At 62.9% G+C, this 13,152-nt stretch carries 13 protein-coding genes; 9 read left to right on the top strand and 4 right to left on the bottom strand.

The genetic code is table 11. The annotated features are described in order from the left end of the window. Window positions 1-74: 74 nt before the first annotated feature. From CK910_RS06260 to CK910_RS06270, 3 genes are read left to right on the top strand one after another with little or no spacing between them, the layout of a single operon-like run. A complete protein-coding gene (locus tag CK910_RS06260) occupies window positions 75-1,475 on the top strand; it encodes a sensor histidine kinase (RefSeq protein WP_043554143.1) in 1,401 nt (466 codons plus the stop codon). A gap of 8 nt (window positions 1,476-1,483) precedes the next feature. Continuing rightward, on the top strand, window positions 1,484-1,999 hold the full coding sequence (locus tag CK910_RS06265; RefSeq protein WP_098981643.1) for a hypothetical protein: 516 nt from the start codon (window positions 1,484-1,486) through the stop codon (window positions 1,997-1,999). Then, window positions 1,996-3,276 (top strand): sigma 54-interacting transcriptional regulator, encoded by a 1,281-nt coding sequence (locus CK910_RS06270; protein ID WP_098981645.1) that lies wholly within the window; start codon window positions 1,996-1,998, stop codon window positions 3,274-3,276. Before CK910_RS06265 ends, CK910_RS06270 begins: the two co-directional genes overlap by 4 nt. Window positions 3,277-3,348: 72 nt before the next feature. Here CK910_RS06270 and CK910_RS06275 read toward each other — a convergent pair whose 3' ends face one another. Beyond that, the gene (locus tag CK910_RS06275; protein WP_043554141.1) at window positions 3,349-3,831 is read right to left on the bottom strand and encodes a DUF1097 domain-containing protein; all 483 of its coding nucleotides are present in this window, start codon (window positions 3,829-3,831) and stop codon (window positions 3,349-3,351) included. A gap of 374 nt (window positions 3,832-4,205) precedes the next feature. Here CK910_RS06275 and msrP point away from each other — a divergent pair, with 374 nt between their 5' ends. Together msrP and msrQ are read left to right on the top strand one after the other, a co-directional pair. Beyond that, entirely contained in the window at window positions 4,206-5,210 is a 1,005-nt protein-coding gene (msrP, locus tag CK910_RS06285; protein WP_098981648.1) for a protein-methionine-sulfoxide reductase catalytic subunit MsrP, read from the top strand. A 19-nt stretch (window positions 5,211-5,229) separates the two neighbouring features. Beyond that, a complete protein-coding gene (gene msrQ, locus CK910_RS06290; RefSeq protein ID WP_098981650.1) occupies window positions 5,230-5,862 on the top strand; it encodes a protein-methionine-sulfoxide reductase heme-binding subunit MsrQ in 633 nt (210 codons plus the stop codon). A gap of 48 nt (window positions 5,863-5,910) precedes the next feature. Here the strand turns inward: msrQ and CK910_RS06295 are convergent, their stop codons facing one another. Further along, window positions 5,911-6,159 carry a PepSY domain-containing protein gene (locus CK910_RS06295; protein ID WP_098981652.1) on the bottom strand — a complete coding sequence of 83 codons (249 nt, stop codon included), beginning with the start codon at window positions 6,157-6,159 and terminating at the stop codon, window positions 5,911-5,913. Between the two features lie 63 nt (window positions 6,160-6,222). Here CK910_RS06295 and CK910_RS06300 point away from each other — a divergent pair, with 63 nt between their 5' ends. The 4 genes from CK910_RS06300 to CK910_RS06315 all read left to right on the top strand — a co-directional run bounded on the left by CK910_RS06300 (window position 6,223) and on the right by CK910_RS06315 (window position 9,351). Then, the gene (locus tag CK910_RS06300; RefSeq protein ID WP_042870170.1) at window positions 6,223-6,555 is read left to right on the top strand and encodes a PepSY domain-containing protein; all 333 of its coding nucleotides are present in this window, start codon (window positions 6,223-6,225) and stop codon (window positions 6,553-6,555) included. Between the two features lie 82 nt (window positions 6,556-6,637). Then, window positions 6,638-7,294 (top strand): response regulator transcription factor, encoded by a 657-nt coding sequence (locus tag CK910_RS06305; RefSeq protein WP_005318517.1) that lies wholly within the window; start codon window positions 6,638-6,640, stop codon window positions 7,292-7,294. Between the two features lie 37 nt (window positions 7,295-7,331). Beyond that, window positions 7,332-8,681, top strand: coding sequence for a sensor histidine kinase (locus tag CK910_RS06310; protein WP_043142649.1), 1,350 nt, complete (start codon window positions 7,332-7,334; stop codon window positions 8,679-8,681). A gap of 208 nt (window positions 8,682-8,889) precedes the next feature. Continuing rightward, window positions 8,890-9,351 (top strand): hypothetical protein, encoded by a 462-nt coding sequence (locus CK910_RS06315; protein ID WP_043142646.1) that lies wholly within the window; start codon window positions 8,890-8,892, stop codon window positions 9,349-9,351. Window positions 9,352-9,502: 151 nt separating this feature from the next. Here CK910_RS06315 and torA read toward each other — a convergent pair whose 3' ends face one another. Together torA and CK910_RS06325 are read right to left on the bottom strand one after the other, a co-directional pair. Further along, window positions 9,503-11,983, bottom strand: coding sequence for a trimethylamine-N-oxide reductase TorA (gene torA, locus CK910_RS06320; protein ID WP_098981654.1), 2,481 nt, complete (start codon window positions 11,981-11,983; stop codon window positions 9,503-9,505). Between the two features lie 22 nt (window positions 11,984-12,005). After that, entirely contained in the window at window positions 12,006-13,136 is a 1,131-nt protein-coding gene (locus CK910_RS06325) for a NapC/NirT family cytochrome c (protein ID WP_098981656.1), read from the bottom strand. Between the last annotated feature and the right edge of the window lie 16 nt (window positions 13,137-13,152).

Raw genomic sequence — 13,152 nt, forward strand, 5'->3', positions numbered from 1 at the left:
CCTCCTGGCCGGTTTTGCTTTTTGGGGGAGTGCGGATATGCTGGCCCACCCATGATGAATCGAGACAGCCCAAGATGACCAAGGTACGTCCACGCTCCCTGTTGCAAGTGGTATTGATGGGCTTCGTCCTGGTATTGATGCCGCTGGGCGGCATGATCTGGCACGACAGCCAGGCCCTCGAACACCTCAGCCAGTTGACCAGCGACGAGCTGGAACGGGCGGTGCGCGATACCCGGCGGGCTACGCTGCTCACCACTCAAGCCATTGATCTGGAACGTACTCTTCGTCGTTATGCCGTGCTGGGGGATGATCGCATCCTGGCCAGCTATCAGCAGCAGCTGGCGAGCTATCGCGGCCTGCTCGCCGCCCATCAGAGTTCGATCCCGGATGCCGAGGCCTACACGGGTCTCGAGCAGGCACTGACCTGGCTCGACAGCCTGCAGGATCTGGCTCGTGCCAAGGCCGAGTCGACCAGTCCTAAGTTTGATGATTTTAATCATGTTAATCAGCAGCTTGAGATCATCACCCGCAGTCAGGTAGACGAGCATGTCAGCCGGGTGCGAGCCACCATCGCCGACCTGATGACGGAGATCTGGTGGGTCAGCGGTTTCGTGGCCGTACTCAGCCTGCTGCTGGTATTGCTGTTTACCTATCTGATCATCCACCCGGTACGTCAGATTGAGTCGCGGATCTTGAGCCTGGGTGCCGGTGTGGAACCGGACAAGCGCCCGGTGGACGGGCCTGCCGAGCTGGTGTTGCTGGGGGAGCGGATCGGCTGGCTGCACGACAAATTGAAGGAGCTGGAGCAGCAGAAATACCAGTTCCTGCGCCACGTTTCCCATGAGTTGAAGACCCCGCTGGCGGTGCTGCGGGAGGGGGCGGATCTGCTCTCAGAGCAGCTTGTAGGGCCCTTGACCCCGGATCAGCAGGAGATCTGCCAGATGCTGGAGGAGAACAGCCGCCGGTTGCAGACCCTGATTGAGCGCCTGCTCGATTTCAACCGCCTCAGCCAGCAGGAGGTGTTCAGCCTGACCCCGGTGGCGCTGGCGCCCCTGTTGTCAGAATTGTCTGCAGAGTACCGGCTGGCGCTGGAATCCAAACAAATCAGTGTACACTTGCCGACCGATCCGATCATGCTGCAGGCCGAGCCGTATCGCTTGCGGCTGATCCTCGATAATCTGTTTTCCAACGCGGTCAGTTATGGCGCCATGGGTGGCCAGATCTGGATCCGCGCCGGGCAGGATGCCGATGGCGGCTGGCTGGAGGTGGCCAACGAAGGGCCCTCCATTCCGGTGGCCGAGCGGGAACGGATCTTCGAGCCGTTCGAGCAGGGCAGCATAGTGCGGCAAGGTTTGTTGAAGGGCTCCGGCATGGGGCTCTCCATCGCTCGCGAGTCGGCGATGAGCCTGGGCGGCGAGTTGGTATTGGTTGAAGATGAACAGGCGGATGTCTGTTTCCGGTTGACGTTGAAGTGAAGCCCAAGATGAAACAATGTGTTGTTCCGGTATTGATGATGAGCCTGCTCACAGGCTGCTCCCTGTTGCCCGCGGGTGAACCAGCGGCGTCGTCGGATCTCGCCCTCGCCAAGCGGATGGAGTTTGCCAACAAGGAGATGCAGGTGCGCCTGCAGTACTCGGACTGGCTGCTGGCCAGCCATGCCCAGCAGCGGGTGCAGGAACGTCAGCGCCTCAAGGGGGCGAGCGACATCGAGAGCCGGGTCAGCCTGGCCATGGTCAACACCCATCCGTCCGAGTCGGTGGCAAATCGCCGGGCCGGACTGGACAAACTCAAGAGCCTGCTGCCCGAGCTGGGGCTGGATGCCCAGGCCTTCCTGCGCAGCTGGATTGCCCTCGGCGAGGAGCTGCTGGCCCGCGACAGCCGGCGCGACGATCAGAGTCAGGAGGTGCAGCGTCTGCGCCGCCAGATCGAACAGCTCTCCGCCATCGATGAACAGCTCAATCAGCGCAAGCTGAACGGCAATGGCGAGGCGCTAAAATGAGTCGCATCCTGCTGGTCGACGACGATGTCAGCCTGCTCAAACTGATGAGCATGCGCCTGCGCAGCCAGGGCTACGAGGTGGATACCGCCGACAGCGCCGAAGGGGCGCTGGACAGACTGCGCCAGCAGCGGGCCGATCTGGTGCTGAGCGATCTGCGCATGACCGGCATGGACGGACTGGCGCTGTTCGAGCGCATCCAGTCTCAGTGGCTGGGGCTGCCGGTCATTATCATGACAGCTCACGGCACCATACCCGATGCCATTCAGGCCACCCGTTCCGGGGTATTCAGCTTTCTCACCAAGCCCATCGACAAGGATGAGCTGTTTGCCACCATAGAACATGCGCTGAGCCTGACTCGCCCAAAGCAGCGGCAGGATTGGCAATCGCTGATCCTGACCCGCAACCCGCAGATGGAACAGTTGCTGATCCAGGCCAACAGCATAGCCGGCATGGAAGTGCCCGTGCTGATCATGGGTCCTTCCGGCTCCGGCAAAGGGGTGATGACCCAGGCGCTGCATCAGGCCAGCAGTCGCCGTGACAAGCCGCTGCACGCCATCAACTGCGCCGCCTTGCCGTGGGCCGCGCTGGATCTGCAACTGTTCGGCGAGGACGGTCAGTCCGGTCTGTTCGAGCAGGCCAAGGGGGCGACCCTGTTTCTCGACGAGATAGGGGATCTGTCGGAGTCATTGCAGGCCAAGCTGCTGCAGGTGTTGCAGGAGTACGGTCAGGGCATCCCCGAGGTGCGGGTCATCAGCTCCAGCCATCAGGATCTGGTGGCGGCGATGGAGGAGGGGCGCTTTCGGGAGGATCTCTTCTACCGCCTCAACGTGGCCAACATCACCTTGCCGCCCCTCAGTGCCCGCAGCGAAGACATTCCGCTGCTGGCCAGACAGGCGCTGGACGAATATCGCAGCCGTCACGACGACTGCGCCGCCCTCGGCTTCTCGCCGGAGGCACTGGCCCTGCTGGCCGTGGCGGGCTGGCCCGGCAACGTACGCCAGCTCTACAGCGTGGTGGAACAGCTGGCCAGCCTCTGCTGCAGCCCGGTGATCGGCGCCGCCATGGTGGAGTCCGCCCTGAGCGGCGGCAGCGGCGGCATCCCCTCGTTCAACGAGGCGCGGGCCGAGTTCGAAAAGGAGTATCTGATCCGCCTGCTGCGTACCACAGAGGGCAACGTGACCCTGGCGGCCAACATGGCGGGCAGAAACCGCACCGATTTCTACAAGCTGTTGAATCGGCACGGCATTGAAGCGGCAAACTTCAAGTCGAAGGGATAAATGACAGAGGGGCGGCCCGTCGATGACGGACCGCCCCTCTTGGTTCAGACCGAATCGGCCAGGTCGGCAGGATCAGGCCGGGTCGGTGACGCCAGCCGTGGCCTGGGCTTTCTGGGTTTTCTGGGAGAGCCAGAGGCCGCTCGCCTTCATCAGGTAACCGAACAGCGCGCCTATCACTAGGGAAGGCAGTATCAGTCGCCACTCTCCCGCCGCCCCGAAGGTAGCGCAGCAACCGGCAAAGGTGCCGGGAATGTAGCCAAGCCACTGCTGCTTGGCCTGCACGCACATCAGGGTCGCGACCACCCCCGTCATCATGTAACCCGCCACACCGGCTCCCCACCAGGCATCCCCGTGGATCAGCAGCAGGGCCCACAGCATGCCGCTCACATTGCACAACATGGTTTGCAGCAGCGCCTTGTAGCCACCGCTGGAGGCGAAGTAGCTGGTACAGCCGAGGAAGCCGACCCAGGAGATGAGGCCGAGGGCGACGGCGACCCAGCCCCAGATGGCGGAGAGGATCCCGGTCGTGATGGCGATGGCGATCAATGGGCTCATGGTGTGACTCTTCAACGTAGTGACATCTGGAAAAAGGGGGAGCCTACCCCTCGCAGGGGGGGCGGCAAGCAGGGGCGGAATTGTGTGTGATCTTCATCACTTATTTCAACTCAGGAATACGCTTGCGCTCGCGAAAAAAATTCATTGGTGGCGTCTTTGCCCCTGCACCATAGTTAGAGGCCCTGTCCTGCTCATGGAGTGAGTCTGATGGTGCCTAATGTGATCGTTCCTCTGCTGGTGTTCGTAGTGCTGTTCCTGGTCGGAACCATGGCCAAGGCCCTGCCCCTGCACCAACTCATGTAAATTTGTGTGAAATAAAACTCGGCCGGGGCGGGTCTTATGGTTATCACCCTCATAGCCCCGGGAGTTTTTCCATGTTGATCAAGCGCCGCTCTTTCCATCACCCCACCGAGCAGGATGTCACCCCGGAAGCCGTCTATCAGGATCGCCGCCTCATCCTGAAGGGGCTCGGGCTGGGGGCCGCGACCCTGGCGTTTCCCACTCAGGCGGGCGTGCTCGATCTCTTCTCCGCCGACAAGCCGACCCCTGCCGCCGCGACCAGGCCGCTCAACATCCATGCCGCCACCCGGCCCGAGGGCGTGATCATCACCCCGGAGGAGAAGGCCACCACCCACAACAACTTCTATGAGCTGGGCACCGACAAGGGGGACCCGGCCCGCAACGCCCATTACCTCAAACCCGAGCCCTGGACCCTCAAGGTCGAGGGGGAGGTGGCCAAGCCGTTTACCCTGGACGTGTGGGATCTCATCAACAAGAGCACGCTCGAAGAGCGCATCTACCGGCTGCGCTGCGTGGAGGCCTGGTCCATGGTGCTGCCCTGGAGCGGCATCTCGCTGGCGGACCTCATTCGCCGTGCCGAGCCCAACAGTCGCGCCAAGTTCGTGGCCTTCGAGACCCTGTATGACCCCGAGCAACTGCCGGGACAGGCCTCCCGCTCCCTCGGTGGCGGCATCGATTATCCCTACGTGGAGGGGCTGCGCATGGACGAAGCGATGCACCCGCTCTCCTTCCTGGCGATGGGCCTCTACGGCAAGACGCTGCCCGCCCAGAACGGGGCACCGATCCGGCTGGTGGTGCCCTGGAAATACGGCTTCAAGAGCATCAAGAGCATCGTCTCCATCCGGCTGGTGGAGGAGATGCCGCCCACCACCTGGAATCTGCTGGCGTCGAACGAATATGGCTTCTACGCCAACGTCAATCCACAGGTGGATCATCCGCGCTGGAGCCAGGCCAGCGAGCGCTTCATCGGCGAGGGGGGCATCTTCGGTGCCAAGCGTCAGCCGACCCTGATGTTCAACGGCTATGCCGACGAGGTGGCCTCGCTCTATCAGGGGATGGATCTGCGCAAATGGTATTGAGATGAAAGGAGCTGACACCATGACTCTGCGACTGACTGCGCGTCACATCACCTTGCTGCGGGCGCTGGTACACCTTGCCTCGCTGGGGTTTCTGCTCTGGCTGCTGGTGGCCGTGCCCGGCGGCCTGCTGGGAGGGGACCCGGTACAGGGGCTGACCCACTATCTCGGCAAGGGGGCGCTGCATCTGCTGCTGCTCACCCTGCTGGTGTCACCGCTGGCCAAACGCTGGCGCCAGGGTCAGCTTATCAAGCTGCGCCGTCCCCTCGGGCTCTGGTGCGCGGCCTGGGCCGGGTTGCACTTTATGGTCTGGCTGGGGCTGGATCTGCAGTTCGACTGGGGCCTGATTGGCGGTGAGCTGGTGAAGCGCAGCTACATACTGGTGGGGGCGCTGGCGCTCTTGCTGCTGGTGGCGCTGAGCATCACCTCGATCCCGGCCCTGTTGCGGACCATGGGGCCGGCCTGGCAGAAGCTGCACAACTGGATCTATGCGGTGGCCCTGCTGGTGCCTGTGCACTACTGGTGGTCGGTGAAGAGTGGCTGGCAGGAGCCGCTCATCTATTTGCTGCTGGCCTGTGCCCTGCTGTGGCCGCGGCGGGACAAGCTGCTGCGCCCCTGGCGCCAGCGTCAGCCACAAAAACTGAAAGAGGCGTGACTCGTCGCGCGCTCATCCGGCGCGCGCAGCGCACATAGCAAAAGAGGCCTAGTCGGCCTCTTTTTTGGTGATCTCCCCCGTGTAGGCATCGACCAGCAGCTGCACTCGCTGCTCCTGGGCATCCAGGGTTTCTACCTCGAATTTATCCCCTTCCAGCTCCACTTCCCGAATGTCGTGGTACCCTTGGGCCAACAGCAGCTTGACCAGCGCCGGCATGTCGAGACGCGTCTGGGCCGCCCAGCCAAGGGTGGAAAAGAGGCAAAGGATCAGCAGGATACTGCGTGGGATCATATTCATTCCGGATTCATGGCTGGCAGACTATAAACGGCATTATGTTAGGTTTTTGGAGATGAATCATCCATGAATAGAGCCCTGTCTCTGCTTGGGTTGCTGCTGCCCGTGATGGCGCAGGCAACCACGCCGAACGAGGCCTTGCTGCAACAAGCTGTCAGCGAGGGTCGGATCAGGCCCTTTCATGAGGTGATGGAGGTGGCCTCTCACCTGCCGGTGCGCGTGCTGCGCGTCGATCTGGGGGAAGAGGATGGCATCTGGTTGTATGAGCTCAAGCTCATCGACAGCGAGAACAGCGTCATCAAGGTGGGCTATCGTGCCGACAACCTGGAGATGGTGTGGCTCAAGGGCCATCATCTGGAGCGGCTGTTCGAGCCTCGCCCTCCACCGGAAGAAGAGTGACCCCGGCTGGGCGCTGTGGCAGAAATGGCTGCCCGACCCCTCTCCGCTGACGCAAGTGTAACCCTGCTTTGGATACCCATTTATGCGCATTCTGATAGTTGAAGATGAGAAGACACTGGCGGGCCAGCTGGCAGAACAGCTGCGTCTGTCCGGTTTCGTGACCGACCTTTGTCATGATGGCAACGAGGCCGGCTTTCTCGGCGAGACCGAGCCCTATGACGCCATCATCCTGGATCTCGGCCTGCCGGGTCGCGATGGCCTGAGCGTGCTGAAAGAGTGGCGCAGCAAGGGGATAGATACCCCAGTGCTGGTGCTGACCGCCCGCGGCCAGCTGCACGAGAAGATTGAAGGGCTCAATGCCGGTGCCGACGACTACCTCACCAAGCCGTTCCAGGTGGCCGAGCTGGTAGCCAGGGTGCAGGCGCTGGTGCGCCGGGCGGCGGGCAATGCCAGCTCGATCCTGGAGATAGGCGGAGTGCGGCTCGACATGGCGGCCTCCCAGGTGTGGTACGAAGGCACCCCCATCAAGCTCACCGCCCACGAGTTCCGGGTGCTGGGTTACCTGATGCAGCACAGGGGCAAGGTGGTGTCGCGCAGCGAGCTGATCGACCACATCTATGCCCAGGATTTTGATCGCGACTCCAATACCGTCGAGGTGTTTATCGGCCGGATCCGCAAGAAGACCCACGCCGATCTGATTGAGACTGTGCGTGGCCTCGGATACCGGATCAACGAATGAGTCGGGCCTTGATGCAACCGCGGCAAGGGCACGCTGAATGAGGCTGGTACGGACCCTGCGGGGGCGGCTGGTGGTCATAGCCCTGGTCTGGTGCGGCCTCTTCCTGTTCGCCACAGGTTTCAGCCTGCAGACCATGATGCGCAACTACTGGCAGGAGGCGGAGGCCGATGGCCTGCGCCTGCAGCTCTATGATCTGCTCTCCCGGCTCGAGATCCAGCCAGACGGTCTGCCCATAGTCACCGAGCCCATGGCCGATCCCCGTTTTCGTCAACCTTACTCCGGCTACTACTGGCAGCTGGAGCTGGGGGATGCCGTGGTCAGCCGTTCCCGCTCCCTGTGGGATGTGCACCTCGACGTGCACGGCCTGAAGTCGGCGTTTGGCGACCCGGATCTGTTCGTTGGCAAGGGGCCCAACAAGGAGCCCCTGCTGATCATGACCCGTGCCGTGCTGCTGCCGGGCTCTGACAAGGTGTTTACCCTGGTGATGGCCAAGGACAGCAGCGCCCTGACCCAGACCCTGAAGAAGACCCGGATCAGCCTGTTCCTCGGCCTCGGCTTTGCCGCCACCGGCCTGGTGCTGGGCTTCATGTTCCAGATCGTCTATGGTCTGCGCCCGCTGCATCTGCTGCGCCGCGAGCTGGGGCGGGTGCATCAGGGGCATCAGGAGGGGTTTCGGCTGCGTTACCCGCTGGAGATCCAGCCGCTGGTGGAGGACATCAACCGCCTGCTCCACCACTACGGCGAGCTGCTGCAACGGGCCCGCTCCCACACCGGCAACCTGGCCCACGCCCTCAAGACGCCGCTCAGCATAATGCGCAATCAGGTGGCCCAGTTGTCACCCGAGGATCAGGCCGCCATCGGCGAGCAGCTCGACCAGATCCAGCGCCACATCGACTATCACCTCGGCAAGGCCCGGGTGACGGGCGCCGCCAAGATCCTCGGGGTGTCGACCCCGGTGCGGGCGCGGGTGGAGTACATCTGCCGCGCCTTCTCCCGCCTCTATCCGGGCAGGGAGGTGGATCTGCAGGTGCCGGCCAATCTGGCGGTCGGGGTGGAGGAGCAGGACTTCGACGAGATGGTGGGCAACCTGCTGGAGAACGCCTTCAAGTGGTCGGCCGGCCAGCTGCGCATCTCCAGCGCCGAGCTGGGAGGCTGGATCACATTGCGCATCGAGGATGACGGCCCCGGCATGAGCGAGGATCAGATCGCCAAGGCGGTGCTGCGCGGGGTACGGCTCGACGAGAAGGTGCCGGGCTCCGGGCTTGGCCTCAACATAGTCTCCGATCTGGCCGAGGCCTATAGAGGCAATCTCATCATGGGCCGGGCGGAATTGGGTGGCCTGGCGGCGTCTCTGTCACTGCCCAAGGTGGCAAGGGTGGATAGCTAGGGATCAAGCCCGTTATGAGGCAATGGAATTGGGGTGGCCCGCACCCCGTCACCGCTCAAGGTGGCCTGGGTAGAGAGCCAGGTATTATCAAACCTCGTCATGAGGCAATGGAATTGGGGTGGCCCGTTCCCCGCCACCGCCCAAGGTGGCACGGGGAGCGGGCCAAGCATAAGATAAGACACTTGTTCAAGCCTGAGGAAGGGTAGCAATGACAGACGATCCATGGGCACTATGTCATCTTGATGACTCGTTCGATTCCTCTGTACTGGGGATCAAGGGGGCTCAGCTCCAGTGGTTCGAGGACAGAGATAGCCTGATCGCATTCCTGCTGGAAGATTTCATCGATCTGCTGGCCGATGTGGGTGAACTGGACGAAGACGAAATCGCCAGCGCCCGCGAGCGCTTCACCCTGCTGGTGGAGCAGATCAGAGACGATCGCGGTCTGGTGGATGCGCTCAACGATCTCGCCTCCGGCCTGCGCCGCATCGCCTGGCTGGGGCCGCTCTCCGAGCTGGCCGAGGTCAGCGACGACTTCGCCGCCGGCCTGCGCCGCTATTTCTGGACCCAGTACGACGGCGACGAAGATGACCCGGATGCCTGGGTGCCGGAAGAGCTCTGGCCCCAGCTGGTCGAATGTGCGGAAGAGTACATGCAGGAAGGGGACTTCTGAGTCACCTTGTCCGTGCTCTGGCTGCAGAGCGGGTGGAGTGTGCACAAGAGTGCATGCAGTAAGGGGACTTCCGAGTCACCACTGCCACAGCAAATTGACAGCAATAAAAAACGGCGCCTGATGGCGCCGTTTTTGTTGGTCGAGTGTGAACTCAGCCGTTGGCCGGGACCGAGTGGGCGGTATTGGCCAGTGCCGGGCCACTGTATTTCTCGATCTGCAGCTGGGCCATGTGGCCGCAGTTGCCCTGCGCCAGGCTGGAGGTGCCCTCGTCGAAGGTCAGGCAGTTGACGTTGCCGTTCTTGCAGATGGCCCCCGCCTCACCCGGCTTGGCCGGGTCGAACCAGGCCCCTTCACAGATGCGCACCACACCCGGACGTATGTCTTTCGACACCAGGGCGCCCACCAGGATCTGGCCGCGATCGTTGAAGGCGCGCACCAGGTCGCCATCCTGAATGCCACGGGCCTTGGCATCATCCGGGTGGATCAGGATGGCCTCGCGATCGGCGATGGCGAACTTGTCCCGCAGCGGCGTGTTGTCCAGCTGGGAGTGCAGCCGCTGGGTCGGGTGCGAGGTGTTGAGCGACAGCGGATAACGGCTGGCCGCCTCGCTCTTCAGCCACTCCTTGGGCTCATACCACTTGGGATGGCCGGCGCAGTCGGCATAGCCCATGCCGGCGATGGTATTGGAGAAGATCTCGATCTTGCCGGACGGGGTGCCGAGCGGATTGAGCAGCGGGTTCTCGCGAAAATCGGCGTGACGGATCCACTGGCGATTCGCCTCCGGAATGGGGAAGCGGATGTAGTTGTTGGACTCCCAGAACATGTTGAATGGCGGCAGTGCCACCCGGGCGCCACGAGCCTGGGCGGCCATGCCGTCATACATCTGCTTGAGCCACAGCATCTCGTCCTTGCCTTCGGTGTAGGCCTCCAGCAGGCCCAGCTTGGCGGCGATGGCGCTGAAGATGTCGAAGTCGTTGCGTGACTCGTGCTGGGGCGGCACGCACTGGTGCATGGGGAAGACGTAGCGCTGGGAGTAATCGCCGCCCATCTCCAGATCGTTGCGCTCGTAGCTGGTGGTGGCCGGCAGCACTATGTCAGCGTGCTTGGCGGTGGCGGTCCAGTAGGGTTCATGGACTATCACGGTCTGCGGCTTGCGCCAGGCCTTGAGCAGGTTGTTGGTGTCCTGATGGTGGTGGAAGGGATTGCCACCCGCAACGTAGACCAGCTTGATGTCCGGATAGCTGAGCTGACGGCCGTTGAAGTCGATGGTCTTGCCAGGATTGGCGAGACAGTCGGCGATGCGGGCCACCGGGATCGGCGCCGGGCTGTTCTTGGGTGCGTTGCCGGCCGAGATGCCCGCCAGTATGCCGCCCTTGGCGGTGGGGCTGCCACCGGAGGAGTAGTGGTAGCTGAAGCCGTAACCGCCACCGGGCAGGCCGATCTGGCCCAGCATGGCGGCCAGGGTCACCAGCATCCAGTTGGGCTGCTCGCCGTGATGCTGACGCTGCATGCCCCAGCCCGCCATGATCATGGTGCGCTTGGACGCCATGTCGAGGGCCAACTGACGGATCACGGCGGTATCGACGCCGCAGACGGAGCTCGCCCACTCGGCGCTCTTCGGCTGACCATCCTCCTTGCCCAGCAGGTAGGTGAGGAACTTGTCGAAACCGCTGGTGTAGCGGTCGAGGAAGGCCTGATCGTGCTTCTGCTCGGTATAGAGGGTGTGGGCCACCCCCAGCATCATGGCCACGTCGGTATAGGCGTTCGGCGCAATCCACTCGGCCCCGGCCAGCTTGGCGGTCTCGTTGTAGACGGGGTCGATGCTGATGATGCGGGTACCCTTCTCCTTGAGCGCCTGGAAGCCGGCCTGACCCTCGTGGTCCGGCATGTTCCAGCTGTTCTTCAGGGTTACCTGGGCGTTGACGCCCCACAGCACCACCAGTTCGGCGTGTTCGATCACGTTCGGCCAGGCGGTCTGCTGCTCATACACCTCGATGGAGCCCATGACGTGGGACATGATCACCTGGGCGGCGCCGGCGGAGTAGTCACCGGCATAACCGGTGAAGCCACCGGTCAGGTTCATCAGGCGGTGCAGCAGGGTGCGACTGTTGTGGAACATGCCGACGCTCTTCCAGCCGTAGGAACCGGCGTGGATCGCCTGCGGGCCGAAGTCGTTCTGCACTCGGCCTATCTCGCCGGCCACCAGTTCGATGGCCTTGTCCCAGCTTACCCGCACCCACTCGTCGGCGCCGCGCAGCTCGGGTTTGGCGCCCGGGCCCTGCTCCAGCCAGCTCTTGCGTACCATGGGGTACTTGATGCGGTTCTTGGCGTGAACCTGGAACGGGGCCATGTCGATGAGATCGTTGGGCGCCGGATCATCGGCCACCGGCTGGACGCGCACCATGCGGCCCTCTTCGACTATGGCTTCGAAGGCGCCCCAGTGGGCACCGGTCAGTATGCCTTTCTGGGCCGGCACCAGGGTCGGGAACTGTTCAAGCGCCGTGCTGATGGCCTGGGCCAGGGCGCTCTTCGGGAAGATGCCGGCCAGCAGCGGCAGGGCCGCGCAGGCGCCGAGCCCCTTGAGCAGGTTGCGGCGGGACAGATTGGTTTGCTTATCGGTAAAAAAAGTCATGACGATTTCCTCTGTGCCAGCCTTAGTGCGCCGCGCTCATGTCACTGGCATGTTTCTGGACGTATTGGGTCAACATGCGAGCCTGTTCCGGGGTCAGGGAGGTACGGGATTCCATCCCCTTGATGACGCCGATCCACTGGTTGGCATTGAAGTGATCCAGCGCGGTGAGGCCGTGGCAGCCAGTACAGTTGTTGGACATCAGGGTGGAGGCGTATTGCCACAGCTTGCCCTGATCGCCGATGAGCAGGCTCTGATCCACCCAGGCGGTCAAGGTGACCTGATGCCAGGTAAGGTTGGTGGCGCTGTCGGTTTCGCTCTGGCCGGTGACCAGGGATTTCTTGGCGTTATCACCGACCAGCACGCTCAGGATCCGCTTGCCGGGGGCGGCGTAGAAGACTTCGCTCACGCCGTCCTGCTGCCAGCCTTCGATCTGCACCTGGGCGCGGCCATTCTCGTTGGCCAGCACTTCCACCCTGGTGGAGGGCATCAGGGTGCCTTCGTCTGTCTTGGCAGCGGCATCGAGGAACAGCGGCGCCGTGGCGATGGCGTAACGGGTGGTGACGTTGGCCGGGGTCTGGGCGGCAGCCTGGGCCAGCTCGCTCGCGCCGGCGGCGGCCAGCTCGCTCATGTCAGGCATGATGTGGGCGACACCGCGGTGGCAGTCGATGCAGGTCTGGCCCTCCTTGATGGCGACCGGGTGCTCGGCCCGGGCATTGGGGCGCTGGGCCAGAATGTCCATGGCGGCGTAGCTGTGGCAGCTGCGGCAGGTGGCAGAATCGTTGGCCTTGAGCTCGTCCCAGACGGACTGGGCCATGCGCAGCTTGTGCGATTCGTATTTCTCCGGGGTGTCCAGGGTGCCGATCGCTTCGTGATAGATATCCTTCACGGCGCGGATCTTGGTCCACAGATAGGCGCTGGGTTCATTGGGGATGTGGCAGTCTGCACATTCGGCCCGGATGCCCTTCACGTTCTGGAAGTGGACGCTGCCCTGATACTCGGCCAGCGGTGTCTGCATGGAGTGGCAGGAGACGCAGAACTCGGTAGAACTGGTTTTATGCATCACTGTCACTGTGACACCCAATGCCGCGACGCCCAGCAGGGCCCCGAGCAGCAGGAGCCAGAACCAGGTCTTTCTCAATAATTTTCCAAGCATGGCGGCGTTTTCCTAC

Origin of the sequence: Aeromonas sp. CA23, assembly GCF_002587065.1 — a bacterium.
Classification (GTDB): domain Bacteria; phylum Pseudomonadota; class Gammaproteobacteria; order Enterobacterales; family Aeromonadaceae; genus Aeromonas; species Aeromonas bestiarum.